The 23,762-nt window shown below is 72.1% G+C and carries 13 protein-coding genes; 6 read left to right on the top strand and 7 right to left on the bottom strand.

What is annotated here, in order from left to right; all coding sequences use genetic code 11:
* The first annotated feature begins 11 nt into the window (after nucleotides 1–11).
* Nucleotides 12–1,322, top strand: coding sequence for a polysaccharide biosynthesis C-terminal domain-containing protein (locus H6726_21895; protein MCB9660311.1), 1,311 nt, complete (start codon nucleotides 12–14; stop codon nucleotides 1,320–1,322).
* Nucleotides 1,323–1,353: 31 nt separating this feature from the next.
* Here H6726_21895 and H6726_21890 read toward each other — a convergent pair whose 3' ends face one another.
* The gene (locus H6726_21890) at nucleotides 1,354–2,382 is read right to left on the bottom strand and encodes a glycosyltransferase family 4 protein (GenBank protein ID MCB9660310.1); all 1,029 of its coding nucleotides are present in this window, start codon (nucleotides 2,380–2,382) and stop codon (nucleotides 1,354–1,356) included.
* Nucleotides 2,383–2,741: 359 nt separating this feature from the next.
* On the opposite strand from H6726_21890, the gene H6726_21885 reads away from it, so the two are divergent.
* The 3 genes from H6726_21885 (at nucleotide 2,742) to H6726_21875 (ending at nucleotide 8,166) form a co-directional block, all read left to right on the top strand.
* Nucleotides 2,742–4,676 carry a hypothetical protein gene (locus tag H6726_21885; GenBank protein ID MCB9660309.1) on the top strand — a complete coding sequence of 645 codons (1,935 nt, stop codon included), beginning with the start codon at nucleotides 2,742–2,744 and terminating at the stop codon, nucleotides 4,674–4,676.
* A 15-nt stretch (nucleotides 4,677–4,691) separates the two neighbouring features.
* Nucleotides 4,692–6,749 carry a hypothetical protein gene (locus H6726_21880; protein ID MCB9660308.1) on the top strand — a complete coding sequence of 686 codons (2,058 nt, stop codon included), beginning with the start codon at nucleotides 4,692–4,694 and terminating at the stop codon, nucleotides 6,747–6,749.
* 175 nt (nucleotides 6,750–6,924) lie between these two features.
* Nucleotides 6,925–8,166 (top strand): NADH:flavin oxidoreductase/NADH oxidase family protein, encoded by a 1,242-nt coding sequence (locus H6726_21875; GenBank protein ID MCB9660307.1) that lies wholly within the window; start codon nucleotides 6,925–6,927, stop codon nucleotides 8,164–8,166.
* Nucleotides 8,167–8,191: 25 nt separating this feature from the next.
* Here the strand turns inward: H6726_21875 and H6726_21870 are convergent, their stop codons facing one another.
* The 5 genes from H6726_21870 to H6726_21850 all read right to left on the bottom strand — a co-directional run bounded on the left by H6726_21870 (nucleotide 8,192) and on the right by H6726_21850 (nucleotide 18,790).
* A complete protein-coding gene (locus tag H6726_21870) occupies nucleotides 8,192–8,920 on the bottom strand; it encodes a hypothetical protein (protein MCB9660306.1) in 729 nt (242 codons plus the stop codon).
* Between the two features lie 53 nt (nucleotides 8,921–8,973).
* The gene (locus tag H6726_21865; protein MCB9660305.1) at nucleotides 8,974–10,875 is read right to left on the bottom strand and encodes a hypothetical protein; all 1,902 of its coding nucleotides are present in this window, start codon (nucleotides 10,873–10,875) and stop codon (nucleotides 8,974–8,976) included.
* An 84-nt stretch (nucleotides 10,876–10,959) separates the two neighbouring features.
* Nucleotides 10,960–16,242: a hypothetical protein gene (locus H6726_21860; GenBank protein MCB9660304.1), complete on the bottom strand. Its 5,283-nt coding sequence runs from the start codon at nucleotides 16,240–16,242 to the stop codon at nucleotides 10,960–10,962.
* A gap of 198 nt (nucleotides 16,243–16,440) precedes the next feature.
* Complete coding sequence (locus H6726_21855; GenBank protein MCB9660303.1) at nucleotides 16,441–17,757, bottom strand: caspase family protein; 1,317 nt, start codon at nucleotides 17,755–17,757, stop codon at nucleotides 16,441–16,443.
* Nucleotides 17,758–17,824: 67 nt separating this feature from the next.
* Complete coding sequence (locus H6726_21850) at nucleotides 17,825–18,790, bottom strand: hypothetical protein (protein ID MCB9660302.1); 966 nt, start codon at nucleotides 18,788–18,790, stop codon at nucleotides 17,825–17,827.
* A 48-nt stretch (nucleotides 18,791–18,838) separates the two neighbouring features.
* Between H6726_21850 and H6726_21845 the strand changes: the two genes are divergently transcribed.
* Entirely contained in the window at nucleotides 18,839–20,458 is a 1,620-nt protein-coding gene (locus H6726_21845) for an alkaline phosphatase D family protein (GenBank protein MCB9660301.1), read from the top strand.
* Nucleotides 20,459–20,474: 16 nt separating this feature from the next.
* Here the strand turns inward: H6726_21845 and H6726_21840 are convergent, their stop codons facing one another.
* Entirely contained in the window at nucleotides 20,475–22,643 is a 2,169-nt protein-coding gene (locus H6726_21840; GenBank protein ID MCB9660300.1) for a hypothetical protein, read from the bottom strand.
* A 125-nt stretch (nucleotides 22,644–22,768) separates the two neighbouring features.
* On the opposite strand from H6726_21840, the gene H6726_21835 reads away from it, so the two are divergent.
* Entirely contained in the window at nucleotides 22,769–23,749 is a 981-nt protein-coding gene (locus H6726_21835) for an RluA family pseudouridine synthase (GenBank protein MCB9660299.1), read from the top strand.
* The last annotated feature ends 13 nt before the right edge of the window (nucleotides 23,750–23,762 follow it).

Raw genomic sequence — 23,762 nt, 5'->3', positions numbered from 1 at the left:
GGCGGACGCCTGTGAGCAACGATACCCAATCGAGCGCGAGCCCGCCCGCCCCGGTGCGGGCGGAGCCTCCTGGCCCCACACGCAAGACCCTGCTGACGAACACGCTGTACGCGTTCGGCGGCACGGCGGGAACCGCCATCTCACAAGCGCTCGCCAGCATGCTGCTGCTGGTGCTGCTGTCGAAGTTCCACTACGGCGTGCTGACCAGCGCCGTCGCGTGGATCGACCCCGTACGACGCCTCTCCGTCTTCGGCCTGGACGCCATCGGACTGCAGCGCGCGGCACGTGATCCCGAGCGCGCGCCCAAGGTGGTCAGCACGCTGGTGCTCCTGCGCGCGGGGATCAGCGCGGCCTGCTTCATGGCCGTGGTCGTGCTCGCCCCCACCCTGCGCGCCGACGCCCCCGGGGGCCCGTTCGCGCTCATCGCGGCCGCGCTCGTCCTGTTGCCGGCGTCCGTGTCCGCGCCGCTACAGGTCGCGTTCCAAGCGCGGCACCAGAACAAGCGCTTGCTCGGGCTGCCCATCTTCTCCGGCATCGCGCAGGTGCTGGTGCTCGGGGCGCTCTATCTCGCCGATGCCACCGTCGTCTACTACATCGCGGCCATCTCCACCACGGAGCTCGTGAACGCCGTGCTCATCGGCGTCATGCTGCGCGGCGAGCAGGGCGGTGTCTTCCACGGCTTCGACGGGCGACTGGCGCGCTCCATGCTCGTCGAGGCCGCCCCGCTCGCCTACTCGTACGTCGTCGTCATGCTCTACAAGCGCCTGGGGTTCTACTTCGTCGAAGCGCAGCACGGTGTGGAGTCCGTCGGGGCGCTAGGCGCCGCCGTGCAGCTCTCTGCGCCGGCGGTCGGGCTCGGTGGCGCGCTGTCCGTGTCGATCGGGCCGTACGCCGCACAGCTGGCCGCCAAGGGCGAGCTGGCCACGCTCCGCAAGGAGGCGGTGCGCGCGACGAGCAAGGTGTTGGCGTACCTCACCCCCATCACGCTGCTGATGGCGTTCTTGGCCATCCCCGCGACCGCTCGTTGGGCGCCGGAGTATGCCGACGCCGCGCGCGCGTTCGGCTGGATGTCCACGGCAGGTCTGTTCATGTTCGTCGCGCGCACCACCACGGCGATCCTCGTCGCGCTGCGCCGCGCGCGGGTCATGAGCTACGTGGTCACCGTCGACCTGGTGGTCTTCACCCTGTTCGCGTGGGCGCTGGTGCCGAGCTACAGCGCCGAGGGCGCCGCGATGGCCACATTCCTGATGGAAGGCCTGAACGTCGTCGTGCAGTGCGGGCTCGTGTACACCTACACGCGGACGCCTCAGCCTACGCCCTGACGGGCACGCTGCGGCGCGCGCCAGCGCCTCGTCAGCCCTCTCCGAGGAGCTTGCGGTAGAGCGCCTCGTACTGTTGCACGCTACGTTCGTTCGTGAACGAGTCGAGCACCCGCTGGCGGTTGAACGCTCCCATCCGAGCGCGTTCGGAGGGCGTCGTCCCAGCCAGGTCGCGCACGGCGTCCGCGAACGCGCGGACATCGTCGACCGGGCAGAGGCGCCCGCCGTGGCCGTGCTCCACCAACTCCGGCATGGACGAGCTGTTGGAGCACACCACCGGCTTCCCGCACGCCATGGCCTCCGCGACGGGATATCCGAAGCCCTCCATGCGCGAAGGGAAGAGCAGCGCGTCGCACTCGTTGTACGCGGCGACCATCTCGTCGTCGGTGAGCCGCGGCAGAGCGACCATGTTGGACGCCACCCGCTCGTGCTCTCCCCGCAGCCCGGCCGTGTAGTAGAGGACGAAGTCGTCGCCCAGCTCGCGCATGATGGGCTCGAGCAGGTCAGACCCCTTTCGCTTCATGCGGTTCCCGACATAGAACAGCTTGAAGCGATCCTTGTCCCATCGCTCTCTGAACGTGCGCTCTCCCTCGTCCAACACCCGGAAGCGTGTCTCGTCCACGCCGTTGTAGATGGTGACGACATCGCGAACGTCGAAGTCCTGTTGGATGCGCTGACGTGAGTGCTCGCTGACCGTGACCACGGCGCTGGCGCGCGCGAGAGAGCGTTGGATGGACGGCCGCTTGAGCAGGCGGTGGTAGGCCTTGGTGACAGCCGTCTTGTGGGGCACCAGCAGTGGGTCGAAGACCGAGTGAGCGAGCGTCATCACCAGCGGACGCCCACGCGTCGCAAGCGCGAACCCATGCTCGGCCTTCGTGTGAACGACTCGAGCGGCCTCCGGCACCTTGTAGTGCATGGCGAGCCAGCGCGCGGACGCCTCGTACCGACGCGGATAGAAGTCGAGGGACACATCGTGTCCGTGGCCACGCAGCCCGGCCGCAAGCCGCTCGAAGTAGACGTCGGCGCCGGTGCCGTTGCGAATGACGGGCATCGAGATGTTCATGGTCACCGCTGCCCGTGGGAGCAGAGGGAGGCTTCTTACACGCTCCACGCCCCATCGTCGACCTCCGGGCGCAGAGCCACCGGGCCGCGATGCCGCGCGAGCCTTGGGGGGTCGCGCACGCGCGGACGCGCTGTCTACGCTGGCTGGTTCATCGCCCGGAGAACTCCGAGCGGGTCCACGAGCGCGAGCGAGATGTTCGCCACGGAGCACGAAGTCCCACACGAAGGGCATTCACAGATACAATCATTGCCCACACACATTCTTGCGCCTCACCTCGCAACCCCACTCGCCCACTCGTGCTCTTCTCTCGCGGCGTTGGCGCGCTCGCGTGCCTCCCCCGAGCGGACCCCACCCAGCCCATGACACTCGATGCCCATCGCTTCGTACCCCAGCGGACGGCGTGGACCCCGCGCCCCGCGTTCACTGGTCACCAACGACAGAACGCCCGCCCGCTCGGCGTGGCGGCGAGCGCGCTGCTGTCCGCGTGGCTGATGGGATGCGACGGTGGGGATGGCCCTCCCTACGTGCCGCCCGACCCGCAGACGTGCGCCGTGGACCGCTACGAGCCCGGGACGCTGCACGCCTTCCCCACGCGCGACCAGCTGGTCGAGGATCCGCTCAGCGCCACGGGCGTTCGCTTCGCGCTGTCACTCGAGGCCTACCCTGAGGCGGCGAACTTCCGGGCGTTCCGATCGGTGGCCAGCAGCGATCTCGAGGACGTGGACGGCGCGAGCGTGAACGCCAGCATGCACACCGAGTGGTCGCTGCCGTTCGCGGGCGTGCAGACCTACGGTGGGGCACCCAACCCGAGCGCCCCTGTCGGTATCGTGGTCTTGCCCGTGGACGACGGCGAGCCCGTGCTCTGGCCGGTGGACGTGGAACAACCCGCCGACGGCCTGCTGCGTGCGCTCCCGCTGACGCCCCTCCCAGAACGACGCTGGGTGGCGCACTTCGTCCGCATGGACGCGGCGCCCTGCATGGGCCGCAGCGCCTCGATGCACGCGCGGCTGCGTCGCCCGGACACCCATGACGCGGCCGCGATCGCCGCGCTGATGCAGCTTGGTGTGGTCGACAGCGCCTCGGAGCTGGCCGCGCTGCACACGCTCCCCACACAGACCGTCCGCGACGACGCGGAGGCCATCGCCGCGGACATCCGCGGGCTCTCGGTGAGCGAGCTGACGCCAGACACGCCGACGTGCACGACCGAGGGCGCGCTGCGGCACTGCGTCGCCAGCGCGTCGTTGTGGGACTACCGCGACGCCGACGGCGTGGTGCGTCCCCCGCACGTGGGCACGGCGCGCTGGGACGTGCCCGTGCACACCTGGCTACCGGCCGACCACACGCCTGGCGAGCGCCTGCCGACCGTGATGTTCGGCCACGGCATCGGCGGCGGCGCGGTGGCCCACGGTGAGCGCCTGGCCGCGTTCGCGCCCGAGCATCGGTTCGTGCTGGTGGCCACGAGCGCGCTGGGCCACGAGGATCACCCCACGTCGACCGGAGGCGACGAGATCGCCGCGGTGCTGAGCTTCCTGGGCTTCGAAGACGGGGCCGTGAGCGCGCGCCGCGTGCGTGACAACTTTCGTCAGAGCAATTTCGACCGGCTGCAGGTGATGCGCTGGCTGGCGAGCGGCCCCGACGTGGACGGTGACGGCGAGCCCGACGTGGACGCGACGCAGCTGACGTACATCGGGGTGTCCCTGGGCGGCATCATGGGGCCTCAGCTGCTCGCTCAGTCGGACGCGTTCCAGACCGCGCTGTTGGTGGTGCCCGGTGGTCGTCTCTCGGACGTGGTGACGAACGGCGAGAGCATCATCCAGAGCGCGCTCGGCATCTTCCTGCCGGGGCAGGGCCGCGACCCGCGCCTGGGGCTGCTGGTGGCCGAGCTGTTCCAGACGGCGATGGACCGCGGCGACGGCGCGAGCTGGGCGCCCTACGTGCTGGGGGAGCGCCTGCGCGGCGACGTGCCGAACCTGCTGCTGGGGATGGTGGTGCGCGACAACGTCGTGCCCAACTCGTCGCAGTTCGCGCTGATCCGAGCGCTGGACATCCCGGTGGTCGGTGACCTCCTGCGAGCCGACCCGGCGATCTCCTCCGTCAGCGACATGAGCGGGGCCCTCGTGGCGGGCGCCGTGCAGGTCGAGTGGATGCAGGGCGGCAGCGGCGCGGTGCCGGCGACCCACGCCGACATCGCCGACAACCCCACCGGCGCAGACACCTGGTTCGGCTTCCTCGACGACGCGTGGGACGGCCCGCCCGTGACCATCGTCGAGCCCGAGCGGCTCACCCCCCCTTGAACGCGATCACCTGCGATGACCTGCACGACACCCATCCGCCGCGTCCCTTGCGCCTCCCTCTCCGCCCTGCTTGTTCTCGCTGCGGCAGCGACGGGCTGCGACGACACGCTCCACACGCTCCCTGACGCCGGGGGGACGACCGATACCAGCGTGTCGATCCCCGTCACGGAGGGCTGCGAAGACCTGGAGCCGCTGCACTGCATGCTGCCCTGGCCGTCCAGTCAGTTCCTCACGGCGGACGCCGCGACCGTGACCGGCCTCCGCGTGGACCTCCCCGACGAGCACATGCCGCGCGACCGGCGCGGCAACCAGGTGACGCGGGTCTCTCAGTGGGAGCGCTTCGACGGCTTCAGCCCGGCAACGTCGCTGATGACGGGCTTCAGCGGGAAGCTGGACGACGCGAACCTCTCGGACGCGCTCCATCTGGCGGACACTCTGCTGCCCGGCTCGCAGACCATCTTGCTCGACGCCGAGACGGGCGAGCTGGTGGCGCACTTCGCCGAGATCGACAAGTGGAACGCCCAGAACCCCGACACGACGACGTTCTACATGCGCCCCGCCACACGCCTGCGCGAGGACCGTCGCTACATCGCGGCCATCCGCACCGGCCTGCGCCGAACGGACGGCAGCACGGTGGCTCCCAGCGAATTCTTCCGCGCGCTGCGCGACCAGCAGGTCACGGATGTGCCCGCCGTCGAGACGCGGCGCGCCGCCATGGAAGACATCTTCACGCGGCTGGCCACCGCGGGCGTGCCGCGCGCCGAGCTGCTCTTGGCCTGGGACTTCCACACGGCGAGCGGTGACTCGGTACGCGGCGACCTGCTGCAGATGTGGGACGACGCCAAGGCGCGCTGGCAGGCGGGCACCGACGCGCTGGGGACCTGCACGGTGAGCAGCGTGGAGGAGGACGTAAACGACACGCTCTTCCGGCGCGTGCGCGGCACCTTCACCGTGCCGCTCTACATGGAGACCGCGGAGCCCGGGGCGCGCGCCACCCGCGACGCGAGCGGCGCGGTGCGCTTCAACGGCACGGCGCAGGCCCCCTTCGAGGTGGCCATCCCGCCGAGCGTGCGCGACAGGGTGGTGGACGGCACGGGCCCGGCGCGCGGCATCATGCACGGGCACGGGCTGCTGGGCGCTGCGAACCAAACCAGCAGCGGCGGCGTGCGCGTGCTCCTCGAGCGCAGCGCCATGGTGGGCTTTGGCACCGACTACTGGGGCCTGAGCGAGAGCGACCTCTCGTTCCTGCTGCGCTCCGTGCTGGCCGACTTCGGCAACTTCGACACGATGGGCGAGCGGCTGATGCAGGGGACCATCAACTCGCTCGTGCTCATGAAGGCGTTCGCGCCGGGCGGTCCGTGCGCCGACCTGCCCGAGCTGCACGTCGACGTCGACGGGGACCTGCGCCCCGTGCTCGACGCCGATCCACGCTACTACTACGGCATCAGCCAGGGCGGGATCATGGGAGGCACGCTGGCCGCGCTGTCCGACACGATCGACGCCTACGTGCTGCAGGTGGGCGCCGTGAACTACGCCACGCTCGTGCGCCGCAGCCTCGACTTCGTGCAGTACGACGTGCTGATGGGCATCACCTACCGCGACAAGCTGGACCGCGACTGGTTCGTGGTGTCGTCGCAGCCCATCTGGTCGCTGGCCGAACCCGAGGCGTACGTGGGGCACATCCTGCGCGACCCGCTGCCGGGCGTGAACGTCGCCAACCGCCGCGTGCTCTTTCAGGTGTCGCGCTACGACACGGAGGTCTCGAACGTCGCGTCCGACATGGCCGCGCGCGACATGGGCCTCGGCGCGCTAGACTCGAGCGCCTACCTGCCGTGGAACGTCCCTGTCATCACCGAAGACAGCACGCCCAGCGCGTTCGTGAGCTTCTGGCTGGACGACGTCGAGCCGCTCCCGCTCGGCAGCGTGCAGCTCGCGAGCGACAACAGCGCCCACAGTGACCTGCGCTTCCAGACACCCGTGCTGGAGCAGATCGAGCAGTTCGCGCGCCCCGGCGGCGTCGTGGTGGACACCTGCCCAGCGAACAGCTGCTTGCTGGACAACGAGCGTCGCTGAACGGGTTGGTGGCCAGCTTCGGCGGCACGACCGAGACCAGGCGGGCGGCCGGGCTCCCGGAGGCAGGCGTCGTCAACGCGATGATCCCCGGCGGCATGAGAGCGTCTGGGTGTAAGACCACGACGGCGCGACGGATGGACGTAACGCTCGGCGCGCGCCTGCGAACGGATGGCACATGTCCGCCGACCTCCTCGCCCAGCCCCTCCGTCTCCCCTGCGGCCACGAGCTGCCCAACCGCATCGGCAAGTCCGCCATGAGCGAAGCGCTCGGCACCGTGGACAACCGAGCCACCCGCAAGCTGGAGACGCTCTACGGGCGCTGGTCCGACGGGGGCCTCGGCCTGTGCATCACGGGCAACGTCATGGTGGACCGGCGCGCGCTGGGTGAGCCGCACAACGTGGCGCTCGAAGACGAGCGCGACCTCGACGCGTTCCGCGCCTGGGCCAAGGCGGGCACGCGCGCGGGCACGTCGCTCTTCATGCAGCTCAACCACCCGGGCAAGCAGGCGCCCAAGGGGCTCAACCGCGAGACGGTGTCACCCTCGGCGGTGCCGTTCGACCCTTCGATGAGCGCGTACTTCGGGACCCCACGCGAGCTGACCCACGCCGAGATCGAAGACATCGTCTCGCGCTTCGGCCGCGCCGCGGGCCTGGCCAAGCAGGCGGGCTTCAGCGGCGTGCAGATCCACGGCGCGCACGGCTACCTGGTGAGCCAGTTCCTGTCGCCGCACCACAACCGTCGTGACGACGCGTGGGGAGGCACGCCCGAGAAGCGTCGGCGCTTCGTGCTCGAGGTCTACCGCGCCATCCGTGCCGCCGTGGGCCCGGCGTTTCCGGTGTCCATCAAGCTCAACTCCGCCGACTTCCAGCGCGGCGGCTTCACCGAGGAGGAGTCGCTGGCCACCATCGTCGCGCTTGCGGACGCGGGCATCGACTTGGTGGAGATCTCGGGCGGCACGTACGAGGCGCCGGCCATGACGGGCAAGACCGAGAAGAAGGCCAGCACCGTCGCGCGCGAGGCGTACTTCCTGGACTTCGCCGAGAAGGTGCGCGCCGCGGTCTCGGTGCCGCTCATGGTCACGGGCGGCTTCCGCAGCGGTGGAGCCATGCGGAGAGCGCTGGAGAGCGGCGCGATGGACGTGGTGGGTCTGGCGCGCCTGGTCGCCATCGAGCCCGACGTGGCCGCGCGCCTCTTGCGCGGGGAGGAGCCGCGCCAGCGCGTGGCGCCCATCACGACGGGCATTGGCCCGGTGGACCGCATGGCGCTGATGGAGGTGGCTTGGTACTCACGGCAGCTGCGCCGGCTCGGGTCTGGCCGCGACCCGAAGCCCAACGAGTCGGGGCTGGTGGCGTTCCTGGGCAACGTCGTGGACGGCGGCTGGAAGACGATGACCACGCGCCTGCGCGCGTCCGCGTGAGCCGGCGCGAGACGCGCCGTCCAGCCTACGCGCCGAGCGGGAACTTCACCATCGCGCCAGCCTCACCGCCGGCGCGGCCGTGATAGTCGAGGCCCAGGTACAGCATCATGCCGTACCCACCGAGGAAGGCGCGCGTGCGGAAGCCCACCGGGTCGCCCCGCGTGTGGAAGGTGGCGCTGGCGTCGATGCCGGCGACCATCCCCTCACTGAAGAAGCGCATCACCTCGAGGCCGACGGACCCGCGAAAGTGGCTCGGCCGGCTGACCCACACGGCGCCGAACACCAGGCCGAAGCCCGTGCTGCCGTCGGCGGGGCCGCCGAACATCGAGCGCTCGGGGGAGAACCAGACGACCGAGAGCTCCCCGCCGAGCACCGCGGCGTTCGTGCGTCCGTCTCCGCGCCAGCCGACGTCGAACCCGACGGGGAAGACGTGCTTGCGCGCGGGCGGTGTTGGTGGACGCACGGCAACGCCGCCGCCTTCGTCGGGGTCGCGCCACCGGCCGTCGTCAGGCGGGGCAGGCGTGGACTCCACCCCTGCGTCTGGATCTTGGTCGTCCCACGCGCCGTCGTGGGGCGGGGCAGGCGTGGTCTCCTCCCCTACGTCTCCCCCCGGCGAGTCACCCGCGTCCGGTGTCTGCGCCCACGCCGAGCCCGCATGCAGAACCGCGAGCCACCCGCCCACGGCGAGCGCGGTGATCCGCCGCGACGCACCCTGACGTGCGCGCTGCGCCCTTGCCGTGCCACCGAGGCCCATCCGCCGAGGATACCGAGTTTCGAGGGCCGGAAGTCCTCGAACGCGCGCGGCGCTCAGTTCGGGTCGCAGGGTCCGTCACAGGCGTGCACGAAGATGCCTTCCGTGAGGAAGCGCCCCACCTGCACCTGATAGGACGGCAGGTCGCGCACGGTGCCGTGCGTGCCGTTGTCCTCGGCGGGCGGGATGTTGGTGATGGGCGAGGGCGTGACGTGCTCGTCGTAGACGTGCATCGCGGCCAGGACGTCGGCGGGCGCTCCGTCGGGCTCGGGGGCCATGAGGGTGCGGAGGCCCCACACGTCGCGGGGGCTCGGGACGATCATCGGGATGTCCGCCGTGCGCATGGCCCACTCGGTCACGAGGTTGTTCACCTGGCTGTCGTTGACCGCCATGTGCATGGACGCGCGCAGCGGGCGCATCCCCGGAAAGCGGTCACCCACCAGGTGCGGCATGTAGTTCATCGCGTCGACCGGATCGAGCACCTGCTGGATCATCGAGAACGCCAGCTGCTGGTCGATGGGGTCGCGGATGACCAAGCGCAGCAGCGGGCCGAAGCTGTTCCACTGCGTTGCGCGCTGGAGGAAGTGGATCAGGCCGCCGCCCCCAACCACCATCACCGCGCGCTCGAGCTGGGGGCTGGTGGCGGCCATCACGTACCCGAAGGTGCCGCCGTTCGAGATGCCCATGTAGTGCACGTTCTGGTCGTCCAGCAAGCCATGGGGATCGCCCCCGTCCATCGGATCGCGGGTGAGCTCGTCGGCCAAGCGCTCGCGGATGAGGCGCGCGAGGAAGGTGGAGTTCACGAACGTCTGCTCCACCTCGGCCACCACCTCGTTCATCCTCACCCAGTTGCCACCGAACGCGCTCGACACGATGGGCACCACGCCCTCGTGAAAGCCGAACTCGACGGCGGCAGCGCTCAGGCGGTAGTCCTGGCACAGCTGGTTGAACGAGCCGCGCGTCGCCTGGTCGGCGGTGCCGAGGAAGCCGTGCCCGTAGATGAGCACGGGCCGCGGCTCGTCGATGGTCTCCGGAATCGTCAAGACGAAGGGCACCTCGCGCACGCCCACCTGGACCGCATCCCCCTGCGCGTCGAGCACGACATCGCTCGTCTCGGGGTCGACGAAGTTGGGCACGTCCATGGTCCCGCGGATCTGCCGGTTGGTGCCGTCGATGACGTCGCTGGTGATGGCGTAGTCCCCGATGGGCGCGGTGTTCGCGGCCAGCTGCATGCTCACCAGCGGGCGGGTCACCGCCTCCTCGGAGCGCGTGTGGAACGACCAGGCCAGCACCACCTCGTCCTGGTCGAGGCCCGTGCCCTCGATGGCCGCGCGCACCAGCTCGAAGTCGTCGCGCTGCCGGTCGATCTCGTCGATGCCCGTGCGCGCCCGGTCGCGTAGCGCGGCGTACACCTCGCTGGGCTCGTGCGGAGTGCCGTCCAAGCGCCGTAGCGAGTCGCGCAGGATGACGACGTAGCCCGTGTCGTACTCGAGCGCGCGCAGCGGGCGGATCAGGATGGCCTGCTGCGACACGTCAGTGGTGGTCTGGTCGAGCTCGGCGAGCACCCCCACGCGCTCCCACGTGTCCTCGCGCACCAACATGACCGACGAGCTGTCGGCCACGGACTGCGCGTGGTCGGTCGGGCTCGGCAGGCTCGCGACGTCCGTGCCTCCCGGGAGGTACGCGACGATGGCCGGGATGATGGTGAAGCCGTCCTGCTGGAAGAGCGCGGCGTCCACGCTGCGCGGCATGACCTCGGGCGGGAGCGCGATGCGCCGGCCGGTCGCGGTGCTGGCGTCGTCCTCCAGGTAGAAGTCGCTGGGGTACGGCAGGGCCGCGACCTCGGGCACCAGCGGGTTGCCGCCCGGGAGGTTCTGGTAGTCCGTGATGCTGCGGGTGCCCGACCCACACGAGGCCACGGTGCTCACCAGCGCCCCGGCCAGGAGCAAGTTCGACACGCAGTGCCATGAGCGACGATGAAGCGCGAAGACCACGTTGGATGAGGAGTGCTGTTGGTGCGTCACCTCACAAGAATCACACTATCAGCCACCTGAGTGCACGCCAAAAGTGCGCCCTGGCGTGGTCTCGTGTGCGCCGACGGCGGCGACGGGGTGGAGCACGTCGATCGGTCGCGGCAGCGGGGCGGGCATCGGGACGGGTGTCGGGGGAGTCTGCTGGCGCGCCTCGGCGGCGTCGGGCTCGGGGCCCTCGTCGGGAATGACCAGCGCGCGCGAGGGGAGCACGGCCGCGGGTCGCACGCTGCCGCCACGCACGGTGGCGTCGTACACGGCCACGCCCAGGCCGCGGAGCGATCCCGAGACGCTGTGCCGAATGGGCAGCGGCAAGGTCAGGGTTCCACCGGCTGGCAGCGGGCGCAGCTCCAGCACCAACGTGCGGCCCGTCTGCGACACGCTGCGTACACGCCCCGCGAGGGCCTCGCGCGTGGGCTGGTCGAGCTCGACGCCCGCGGGCAGGTCGATCTCGGCGACCCCCCGCGCGAGCGTGCGCGGCATGCGGTTGCGCAGCGTGAGCGCCAGGCCCGCCCGGGTGTCGCGGGCGCCGACCTCACCCGTCAGCTCGATGTCCACAGGCATCGGACGCTCGGGTGCGGCGGCCCACGGGCGACCGTAGCGCACGTCGAGGTAGACCAACGCCAGCACGGGCGTGTCGACCCGCACGCTGTGGCGGCCCGGGCGACCCAATCCCTCGAGGGAGGCCACGTGCACTCCGTCCGCCGAGCGGACCTCCACGGCGCGTCCATCGAGGGCGACGCCGAGGCGGTCGGGCACGCCGCGCGCGAGCATGGCGAGGGCAGCCACCGAAGGAGCCTGCGCGCGACTGCCGCGCACGGCCTCGGCCACGTCGGCTTGTGCGCGCAGAAAGCGCAGCGCGGCGGCGGCGCGGTCCTGGCCGATCATCGCCAAGGCCGCGTAGGCCGTGGGGAGGGTGCGGGCCAGCGCGCCGTCGCGGGTGGGATCCTCCACCAGGGTGCCCTCGCCCATGGCCACCATGAAGGCTCCGGCGCGGCGCAGCAGCTCGGCCGCGCGCTCGTCCGGGACGCTGCCGCGCGTGAGCGCGAGCGACGCAGCCGCGCAGGTCAGCGCCGTCGCTCCGTGCCGGTCGTCCAGGCGCGCAGCCCCGTCGCCCACCTCGGCGCGCAGGTCGCCGACCAGGGCGCGCAGGTCTTCCTGCAATGCGGAGCGCCCCGAGCCCTGCGCGGCCGGCGCGAGGCCCAGCAGCGCGGCGCAGCGCGCTTCGACGCGCCGCGGATCCGCGCTCTCGCCCTCGATGACACGCGTGATGGCGCGCAGCCCGCGGCCCAGCACCATGTCGCTCGTCCCCGCGTCTTGCCACAGGATGGACACGGCCCGCGCCAGGCGCGCCGGGTCGCCCCCGATGTGGCGTGCTTCGTCGGGGCGGCTGGCCTGCAGCACGTCGCGCGCGTGCTGGCGCTCGTCGGACGGCACCTCGAGCGCGGCCATGCGGCGCGCCCAGCCGCGCTCGGTCAGGTCGGGGATATCGTATGCGCCGAACATCGCGACGCCAGAAGCCACCCGCAGCTCTCCAGGTCCGCGCTCGCTCGCGTCGGCCGGAACCTCCACGTGCAGCGCCTCCCCAGGCACCACCAGCACCTGCTGGGAGAAGTGCACCAGACGCGCATCCGCGCGCACCGCGAGGGGACGGCGCACCGCGTCGAGGGGCGCGCGCGTGTCGGCGCGCACAGCGCGCACCACCAGGTGCCCCTCGCCGACGACCGGGAGGCGCATCTCCAACGTCGTCTCGGCCGCGTCACGCGGCGGAACCCGCAGCGCGACCGCCTGCGGCGGCACCACCTCGACGCCCTCGGAGGTGACGTCCACCAGAACGTCGAGGGGCTCGGCGGTGCGGTTGGCGACGCGCACGGGGAAGCGCACCACGTCGCCCACCACGGCAGCGTTGGGCACGGGAGTGTCCACGGTGGCGCTCTGATCGACCCGCAGCGTCGTGCGGGCGACGTCGACGAAGCCCGACCCGGTCCACGCGATGGCCTCCACGCGGTAGGTGGTGAGCGCGTCGGCCAGCGGGATGGTCACGGGGGTGCGCGCACCGTCGAGGGCGACGCGGCCGACGAAGAAGAGGGTCGCGGGGAAGTCCTCGCGGATGCGCTCGGACAAGGTCGCCAAGGTAGAGCCCCCGACCATGGGCGGCGGGGGAGGCGCGGGCGCGCGCGTCGCCTCCCGCGACCTGGCCCTCTGCTCTTCGAGCTCGAACAGCGCATCGATCGCCTCGCCGCTCGCCGCCTCGGCGCGCCTGCGCACGTTGAGCACCTCTCCATTGGGCCGCACCAGATCACCCGTCACGAGGTCGCTGTCATCGAAGTCCAGCTGTCCACGGTCTTGTGGACCCGCCACGGCGGTGTCGGGGCTGGCCTCGGTCGTCGTCGCGACCGTCGCCGAGGGTGCGCGCTCGTCACGGGCTGCCTGCGACATCGTCGTGTACGCGACGTGCATGCGCGCGAGCGTGTCGGGGCCGGGCGCCAGCAGGGCCAGCGCGCGCATCAGCGTGTCCTCGCCAGAGGCCACGGCGTACACGGTGCCGCGCGGTACGACGCGCGCGAACGGATCCAGCACGTCGTCGCCGTTGCCCGCGCGCCCGTCTGGCCCCGCCGAAATGAGCTCCCAACCGGGGGCCCGGTCGCTGAGCATCACGGGCGGGCGCCGAGACCCCGCATGCCGGAACACGAAAGGCCGGCCCCAGGGGTCGAGCAACGCGGCTGGTGGAACCGCCCCCATCTGCACCAGCCGTGACAGCCACTGCTCGGGTGGAAGTCCTGACGAGGCGCGCGCTGCCGTCTCGTCGTCGGGGTTGGTGAAGGCCGCGATGGCCGCCATCAGGCGCACCAGCTTGGCCCGCGCCACGCGTCGGGCGACCGCGTCGAACGTGAAGCTGCGATCCACCTCCGAGAGCATGCGCACGGTCATCGTCTCGCCGCCGAGCGTGCGGTAGTCTGCCCCGTTGCGCTGCTGGTGAAGGTGCGCCAGCACGTCCGCCCGGAAGTCCTGCCGCGCGCCGCTACCGCTCACCACGTCGTCACGCGCGGAGCCATCGGCAGGGAGCGCGTCCACACGGTGCTCGAGCATCACCATGACGCGCCCCAGCTCTCGGCGGCGCAGCTCCTCGCGCGCCGCGAGGGGGTCGCGTAGCACCCCGCGCTCGGTGTTGCCGCGGAAGGTGCGGCCGCGTCGGTCCCAGGGCGCGGGCGCGAGAGGAGGCGGCTCGTTGGGCGCCGAGTCGCGCTCCAACGCGGCTGCCAGCGTGGCACGCACCAACAGCTCGTTCCCGGCGCTGCGGTCGACGACGGACGACCGCAGCGCGTCTTCGAGCACGGGCAGCGCGTAGTTCGGCTCGCCCCCGTGCGCGGCGAGGTCGCGCGCGACGAGCGTGGCCCACGCCCGGCCAGGCGCCGCGGGGTTGGCCTCGAGCGCCAGCTCCGCGCGCGTGCCCACGTCGTACACCTCGCGGTCGCGCGCGAGGCTCAGCGCGAAGGCGTCCGCGTGCCGGACGAGCAGCGCGTCGTGCGCACCCACACCGACGCCCACGGCGCCGTCGGCGTCGAGCGCCGCGCGCGCGTTGGCGGGGGCCACGGGCCGCGCGCGCACCCGCAGCACCCCGAGGGCGTGCGGCGGCAGGCGCAGCGTCACGCGCGCGTCGCCGCGCTGTGCCCAGGCTGACGCGAGCACGGCCGCGCCGTCATCGCTCAGCAGCTCGACCAAGATGGTCGCGTCACGGGCGGTGGCGCGTCGCGCGAGCTCCACCTCGACCTCCCCGCCTTGGTCCACCACGGCGCTCGCCACGCGCGGCACCACGGTCGCATCACGCGCCACCGACAGACAGGCGCGCGTCTGCACGGGAGCCGCGCGCTGCGCCCGTGCGGGCGACCCCTGCGCCTCGCCCTCCGCCGATGCCTCGATCGACACGTCGAGCAGCGTGGCCGGCCCGCTCGGGCATCGAAGGCCGCTGGTGCGCACAGGCGCGACGTCCGCCAGGTCGAGCGCGACGGGCACCTGCACCAAGCCATGCGCGTCGGTGAGCGCGCGATGGCGTCCACCTGGCACCGCTGGGCCGCTCACCTCCACCGTCGAGCCTTCGGGAGCCGGCTCGCCCAGCGCGTCGCTCACCCTCAGGTACGCAAAGGTCGGCACCCCTGGCACCACGCCACCCGAGGCCGCGTGCACCTCCACCTGAAAGCGCGTGCGCGCGAGGACGTAGCTGCCGCCCAGATGCAGCGCCCCATGACCGGGGTGGGAGATGCGCACGGTCACTTCGGTGGTCCCCATGTCGCCCAGCAGGTAGCTCGGCGCCGACAACGCGAACTCCGCCACGCCCGCGTCGTCGGTCACGGCCTGCGTCCCCTGGCCTAGGGCCTGCTCGATGGCCACCGAGGCTCCCACCACGGGTGCGCCGCTCGGCGTGTGCACCGCCACGCGCCCCGTGACGCGCTGCCGCGGGCGCACGACCCGCTGGTCCAGCGTCAGCTCCGCCAAGAGCCGCTCCACGGTGCGCCGCCCCACGACGAACCCGCGCGACCCGCTGAACGCGTCTCCCTGTGGGAGCGTCACCCGAGCGACCACCTGATACTCGCCGTGTCCCGCCGAGCTCGGGAGCGGGAGGTCCACCGACACCGAGCCGCTCACGTCGGCCACGACCTGCCGCTCGAGCAGCGCGCGCCCGCGTGGGTCCGTGATGGTGAGCGCGAACGCCGCCTGGGGCAGCGGCGCGCCCGTCGTCACGTTCCGCGCCAGCGCCCACACATGGACGCTCTCTCCGGGCTCGTACAAGTGACGGTCCGCCAGCAGATCGACGCGCTGCGCGGGCCGCAGGCGCACGCCGTGCTCGAACCAGCGACCCACCTGCCCTCCGACACGGACACGCAGCTGGAGTTGGCTGGCGGAGTGCGTCGGCGTTCCGACGCTCAGCGCGAAGCGCCCCTCGCGGTCCGACGTGACCGAGCCACGCCCGAGCACGGACCACGTTTGTGACTCGCGGTCGTAGTGGCGCAGCTCCGCCTCGACCTCCCCCGCGTGAGGCTGGAGGTCGTCCAACCCGCTGACGGAATAGGCCACCCCCGAGACCTGCAGCGGCTCGCCGTAGGGCACGTCGAGGCGCCCGGACAGCATGAGCTCCCAGCCCCCCTGCTGATCCGCGCGCGCCACGGACGGACGCAGGGCCCCACCGGCGAGCACCAGGGCGCAGGCCCACGCCGAGGCGAACGTCGCGCGAGATACGGCGCGACTGGCCGAGGCGTGTGAGAACCGGGTGCGCGGGGTCGTGATGAGGTGGGGCATCCGTGGCTTTCCTGACTGCGAACCGAGCGGCGCGCTGCATGCGACCCACGGGCGACCGCGCAGACACCGGCTCGACGTGGACACGGCCCGGCCACCCGTTCTTTGGTCCTATCGCACCAGGCCGAAGCGCGGCAACGACCATTTTCGCAGCGCCTTCGCCATCCGTCGGCCCGGGGTGCCGCCTTCATGGCGAAGCCGTCAGGGCGCAGGAGCGACGACCCGCCGAACGCGATCGTCCAGGATCCACTCGTCCCAGTAGTGCGGCCAGCCTGGGTACGTGATGAACGCGAAGTCGCCCTGCTGGTCCGTGACGACGGCGGGCCACTCGCGGCCGCCCCACTCCACCATCAGTTGCGTGCCCACCGGGTAGCGCGTGGTCGTGATGGGGCTCAGGTCCGCGACGGGCACGAGCGCATCGTGCGAGAGCGCGTAGTCGTAGCGGCGCACCGTGGCGCTGGGCCCGTCCACGCGGTTAACGCGCACCACGTGCCCATGCCGGTCGCGCATGAACTGTCCAGCCTGCGCGCCCGCGCGCGCGCCGCCTTGGCGCACCGCCACGCGGACGCGGGTCGGCTCGACGCGCGTGAGGTTGGCCCCGCTCAGCTGACGCTCGCGGTAGCGCATGGCGGCGCGCACGCCCTGCTCGAGCTCGGCGAGGTCGACCTCACCGTCGGCGTCGCCATCGAGCGCCGCGTCGCCGCGCAGCCCCTCGAGCAGCAGCTGGCTGTAGGTCCAGTTGCCAGTGGACAGGTTGCTGGCATCCGCCGAGGTGAGGCTCAGCGCCGTGATCCCCAGCGTACCCAGACGCGCGGCCAGGTCCCCGAGCCCACCCGAGTGGCAGCAGTCGCCCAGGAGCACCACGCGCTTGCCGACCACGCGTGGGGCGAGCACCGCGAAGAGGTCCTCCACCGAGATGCCGGGGCGCGAGGCGTCGCTGCCGAGGGTGTCGTAGGCCACGTAGGCGATGTCGCCCTGCCGCGTCCGGATGCCGTGGCCCGCGTAGTAGAACAGCAGCGTTCCTCCGCGTGGGGTCGCGTCGGCCGCGCGACCCACGGCCTCGAGCACCGCGGCGCGGGTCGCGCGCTCGTCCAGCAAGGTGGTCACCTGAGCCGCGGGCACGCCGGATGCGACGAGGACACGGCCGAGCTCCACGTCGCGCCGGTCCTCCACGCGAAAGCCCGCGAGGCTGGGGTCGCTGAAGCGCAAGAGCCCCGCGATGACGACGTGCGTCGAGGCGTCGACCAGCGGCGTCCTGGGCGAGGGGCCGACGGCCGCCGCAACGGGAGAAGCCCCTGCGGCTGCAGGTGACGCGGCGGGGGGAAGTGCCGCTGGTGAGGCCGGAAGCGCCCCGGGTGGAGGCAGCGCGGCCGGCGCGATCGGTTGCACCACGGGCGGTGGGGGCGGCGGTGGCGACGGGGCACCCGTGTGGCACCCATAGAGGGACGCGGCAGCCAGCAGGCCGGGCAGGCCCACCAAACCGAGAACGGACCGGAGTCGGGTGCACGCCGACGTCATCGGCGTACGTTACCACGAGCGAGCAGCGTGAACGCGGCCGTGACGGTGCGCTCGCGTGGACGCGCGCTCAGGGGTCCCAGTCGAAGCCGACCTTGGTCCCGAGCCAGATGATGTGCGACGCGGGGTCGTTGCGTCCCCCCGGGACGATCTCGTAGCCGACCCAGGCGAGGACGTAGGGCATGAGGCTCGAAGTGCGGGGCGCGGAGAGACCGTACGAGAGCGCAAAGCGGATGCCTGGGGTCTGCAGGTCTCCGTCGCGCAGGCGGCTGGTGAGGTCCACCTCCATGTCGAACACGCGGCTGATGAAGCTGAGCCGGAGGACGATGGGGACCTGGAACGCGATCACGGCCTCGAACGAGCGGCCGCCGGTCTCCGTCTCGGGCAGCTCGCCGTCGGCGCCCACGCCGAAGCCCACGCCCAGGGTCAGTCGTCGGGAGACGCCCCCCGCCAGCACGATGCGCCCCACGCCGCCGCCGCCGAACGCGGTCTGTCCGTCGGTCACCGTCAGCGCGGCGCCGCCCATGCTCTCGAGCAGCAGCACCATGCGGCCCTCGTCGCCCTGCAGGCCACGGAAGTCCTCTTCCTCTTCCAGCCAGAAGGGGCAGTCCTCTTCGGCGAGCTCGTGGGCACGGAGCAGCAGCGCGCGGGTGCGCTCCAGGGTCAGCACGCGCTTGACGGCGGAGGTGCGCCGACGCCCCTCGCGCTCGTAGAGGTCGCGGGCCGGACCACCCTCCGACGCGATCTGCACGTCCAACCAGTCGATCAGGTTGCGGCGAGTCTCGGCCGAGGTGCGGCAGACACTGCCCATGACGTTGGGGAGCACGTGATCGACCTCGAGGCGGTCGGCGACCCAGTCTACTTGCTCCTCGAAGTCGATCGCCTTGCGCACGTCGACGTAGAGGCCGCGCTCACGAGGGGCGTCCGGGAGGCTTGCGCAGCCTTGCCCGAGGGCACACAGCGCCGCGAGCGTGGGGAGCACGGAGACACCGAGGGGGTGGCGTCGGGGAAGCGCGTGGAGCTGGGGTCGCGGCATGGGCGCGCACGATAGCACCCAGAATGGGAGCCTGCGCTATGCTGCCGCATGAGCTCGCGCCGGTCCTTCTTGCGTCAGTCCGCCGCGGCGGCCGGCGCCGCCCTCACGCCCGCGTTGGCGACGCTGCCCTCGAGCGCGTTGTTGGGCTGCGACGACGGTCCGTCGCTGCCGCGCGACCTGCCGACCTACGAAGACAGCGCGGCGAGCGCCGGGACCGGGCCCGCGGGCCTCTTCGCACATGGCGTGGCCAGCGGGGACCCTGGCGCGGACAGCGTGCGTCTGTGGACGCGCGTGTCTCCCGAAGCATCGCCAGGGACATCGCCGAGCGAGGTGCCGGTCTACTACGAGGTGGCGCTGGACCCCGCGCTCGAGCAGCGTGTGGCGGCGGGGACCGTGATGGCGGCCGAGAGCCGGGACTACTGCGTGCATGTGGAGCTGGGCGAGCTGCGCTGGGGCCGCACCTACTACTACCGCTTCCGCAGCCAGGGGCGCGCGTCCGTGGTGGGTCGCACGCGCCTCGCACCCGAAGGGGACGTCCCCGCCCTGCGCTTTGGCGTGGTGGCCTGTAGCAACCTGGCGCAAGGGTGGTTCCACGCCTACGCGCACTTGGCCCAGCGGGACGACCTCGACGCCGTACTGCACATGGGGGACTTCTTGTACGAGAGCCCCAGCGGAACCCTCCCGCGCGCCCACGAGCCACCGGGCGAGCTGGTCACGCTCTCGGACTACCGGACGCGCCACGCGCAGTATCGCCGCGAGGTCGAGTTGCAGGAGCTGCTGCGCCAGAACCCCATCGTGGCGGTGTGGGACGACCACGAGACCTCGAACAACGCGTACGCCACGGGCTCCCCCGGGCACAACGAGGCGACGGAGGGCTCCTGGGCCACACGCAAGGCGGCCGCCCAGCAGGCGTACTACGAGTGGCTGCCCGTGCGGCGCAGCGAGGACGGTCCGCTCCACAGGACGCTGCGCTATGGTCCCCTGCTGGATCTGGTGATGCTGGACACGCGCCTCGAGGGGCGCGACCCCCAGCTGGCGGACCTCTCGCTCGACACACCCGAGCGCAGCTTGTTGGGCGTCGCGCAGGAGGCCTGGCTGGACCAGCAGCTGCGCGAGAGCAGCGCGCGCTGGGTGGTGCTGGGGCAGCAGGTCATGGTGGGCCAGCTGGACCTTCCCGTGGAGAACAACGACCAGTGGGACGGGTACGCCAGCGCGCGCGAGCGGCTGCTGGACAGCATCGAGCAGCACGCGCCAGGGCGGACGGTGGTGCTGACGGGCGACATCCACTCGTCGTGGGCCAACATGCTCGCGCGCGCGCCCTTCGCGCCCGACTTCGACCCCACACGTGACGCGCTGGCCGTGGAGTTCGTCGCGCCCGGCGTGACCTCCCCGTTCCCGCTGCCGCCCACCATCGGCGCCGCGCTCGCGCGCAGCCTACCGGACAGCCACCCGCACGTCGCGTGGGCCAACCTGTCGCAGCGTGGGTTCTTCACGCTGGAGATCACCCGCGCTTCGGTCGCCGCTGACTGGTACGTGCTGGACGGCGTGGCCGAGGACCAGGGGGAGCTCAGCTTCGCGATGGGCGCGGACGTCGCGCACGGGCAGTCGGTGATCGCCCTGCGCGAGGTTCCGCTGGCCGTGCGACGCGGGGTCCCTCCCGCCCCCTGAGCCCTGAGCCAGCGCGTCAGCTGCCCGTCGCGAACGCCAAGAGCGCTGTCGTGAGGGCTGTGCGCTGGGCGTCGTCGTCCACGACCTCGAGCGGGAAGCCGACCAAGACCGCACGCCCTGCGACGCCGACGGCGGCCGCTCCGCCCGTTCCGTAGCGCAGCAACACGTCCGCACCCATCCCGGCGGAGAGCACGTCGGGGAAGTCTTCTTCGTAGGCCGCGTTCGGCCCGCCGAAGCCCAGGTCGACGAACGCGCCGCCCAGCGCGCCCGCGTCGCCCACGACCAGGGAGCCCGCGTCGTCGCTCACGTATCCCGCCCCCAGGCGACCCAGGAACGCGCCGCCCTGCAGCGAGAACGCCACCTCGCTGCCGCTCACCAGCAGCGCCCCCCCGGCGTCGAGGTAGTCGCCGAGCAGGAGCTGCTCGTCTGCGCTGATGGGCTCGTCGTCGCGCGACTGATCGCCCGCGAGCCACACCACCGCGCGGTAGCCGGTGAGCTCGAACCCGTCTTCGGTGAGGGCGCGGTGCGAGACGGTGCTCGCGCCGAGGGGCACGCCCACGCGTGTGGCGATGTCGTGAGCGCGCGCGCCATGGGACCCTCCGAGCACGCGCTCGAACGCGTCGACCACGAGCACGTCGGCGTCCGGGGTGAGCGCGTAGGTGTCGCTGGCTTCCGCGATGGTGCCTGGATCGTCGAGCCGGGAGCGCACACGTACACGCAGCGCGGCGTCCCCGGTCACCGACCAACTCGCGGTCTCGGCGCCCGGCGCGACCTCTGCCACCGCCCGGAAGGGCTCGGTGCCCGCAGCCGCCTCCACCACGAAGCCCACGCGCTGCTCGTCGCGTGGCGCGAGGAACGTGACCGTGGCGGTGCCGGCCGTGGCCGTCGCGCTGCGCAGCTCGATGCGACCGCCTGCCACACCGCGCCGACTCCCGAAGCGCAGCCGGTCGCCATACGCGTTGCGATAGCGCGTAGCGCCGTTGTGCGAGGAGGGCGTGTAGTCGACGACGCTCGCCGCGTTGCGCAGCGCAGGCAACGTGGCGTCTTCGCTCAGGGACACGTCGGGGTGGTCCGCAGCCAGGCTCGCCGCGAAGCTCTGGTTGTTGGTGAGCGTGCCGCCCGATGACGTGTAGTTGCTGCGCAGGCCGCCGCCCGAGGTGGCGAACGTGCGAAAGGCCGCGATGCTCCCGTAGAGCGCGTCGTACAGGTGCACCTGCGTCACGCGCAGGTCCGCGGCGTTCGCGTTGGCGGCCACGGCCAGGTACCCGCCCGAGTGCGCGGTCAAGGTGAGCTGCCCACGGACGGGGAAGTCGACGTAGCCGTCGCGGTAGAGCAGCACCAGCACCTGATCGAGGAGCGCCGCGGTACCGGCAGGGCTCATCAGCTTGCCGAAGTTGCCGCTGGCCGCGTTCACCGGGCCCTGCGGGACGACCAAGAGCGCGTTGACGCCGCTGGCGCAGACGTGCTGCTCGTAGGAGTGCCCGGCCAGCGTGCTGGCGAGGGTGGTGTTGTGCCCGTGGAAGTGCAGCACCAGGTCGTGGTCCGCGTGCTGGCGATAGCCGCTGGGCACGAAGACGCGCACGCTCGCGTCCGTGTAGTTGGCGCTTGCGTGCGGAAACGGCGCCGTTGGCAGGGCGACCGTCGCGCCCACGCCACACGGTGTGCCCCCCGCCGCGAGGACCGGTTCGTAGGCCGCCGTGGGCAGACCCGTCGCGCCTGCGACGGCCACCACTTGGACGGTGCGCTCGCCACCCGCCCAGCCGACGGTGAGCGTCCCCAGCGCGACGTGCTGGGTGGGCGAGCCGGCGAAGCGCAGGGTGAGGGTGCCGAGCTGTCCCGCGCCGAGGGAGGCGGGTACCGTGGGGTCCAGCGCGAGCAGCGGGTCGCCCGAGAGGCTGAAGGTCAGCGCGGTGGGCGCGTCGCCCGCGTTGTGCAGCTCGAGCGCCAGCGAGACCTCGCCCCCGCCCGCCTCGACGTAGGGCAAGCGCGCGAGGGGCGCGACCACGAGGGAGGGTCCGCTCGGGGTCGCCGCGTCCGGGCCCAGATCGGTGGTCGCGTCTGGGCCAGCGTCCAAGAGCCCACCGTCGGCGCGTGCATCCCCGCCCCCGCCGTCGCACGCCGCGAACGCCCATGGCAGCGCGAACACCATCCCACACGCGAACACGCCGCGCGCACGTGCCTTCATGCGTGCGCGACTCGGGGCCATGGGCAGACACGGGAGCTCGGGACGCACCCCCGCAAGATAGCAGAGCCCCCGAGGGCCGTACGCCGTCCGCGTGCCGCCCGGCCAGCCCCTGCTACGAAGCGCGCATGAGCGAGACGCCGAACGACACGGAGCTGCGCGGCATCGCCGACGAGACGCTGGCGGCGGCCCTGCGCCGGTTCGCGCCCGAGCGCTCGTGGAACAACGTCCGCGCACTGTGCCGCAGCGGGAAGGTGTTTCTGGACGGCGAGCGCGAGCTCGACCCGGCGCGGCGCCTGCGCGGCGGTGAGCGCATCGAGCTGCGTGAGTCGGCCCCCCGCGTGCGCCGCAACGAGTACGCGGAGCTGCGTGTGCTGCACCAAGACCCGCACCTGGTGATCGTCCACAAGCCCCCGCACGTGTCCACGGCGCCCCACGACAAGAGCTCGCACGCCCCCGCGGCCGAGCCGACGGTGCTGGACGCGCTACGCCAGACGGTGGCGAAGCCCAGCGCCGCGCGACGCAAGGCGGGCGCTCAGGCCTCGCTGTTCGTGGTGCACCGGCTCGACAAGGAGACCTCGGGGGTGATGTGCTTCGCCCGCACGAAGACCAGCGAGCGCGCGCTGCACGAGGTGTTCAAGCGCCACCAGGCGCAGCGCGAGTACGTGGCGGTGGTGCAGGGGGTGATCGGCACGCAGACCATCGAGTCGGAGCTGGTGCGCGACCGGGGCGACGGCCTGCGCGGGAGTGCGCGCGACGACACCCGCGGCGGACACCGGCAGCGGGCCGTGACGCACATCGTGCACGCGGAGCCCCTGCGCGGAAGGCACGGGATGATGACGCGCGTGCGCCTGCGGCTCGAGACGGGGCGCACGCACCAGATCCGCATCCACCTCGCCGAGGCTGGCCACCCCGTGCTGGGCGAGGCCGTGTACATCCGCGACCTGCGCGACGAGGGGCGCACCCCCATCCCGTGCGCTCGGCTGCTACTGCACGCGCGCACGCTGGCTTTCACGCACCCGCTCACGGGCGAGGCGCTGTCGTTCGACGCCGAGCCGCCGCCCTCGTTTACGAGCGCGCTGGCCGCGCTGCTGCCCGAGGACGCGTAGCAGCCCATCGGTA

Source organism: Sandaracinaceae bacterium (genome assembly GCA_020633055.1).
Classification (GTDB): Bacteria; Myxococcota_A; Polyangia; order Polyangiales; family Houyiibacteriaceae; genus JADJJE01.
This window is presented reverse-complemented; position numbering and strand designations above follow the sequence as displayed.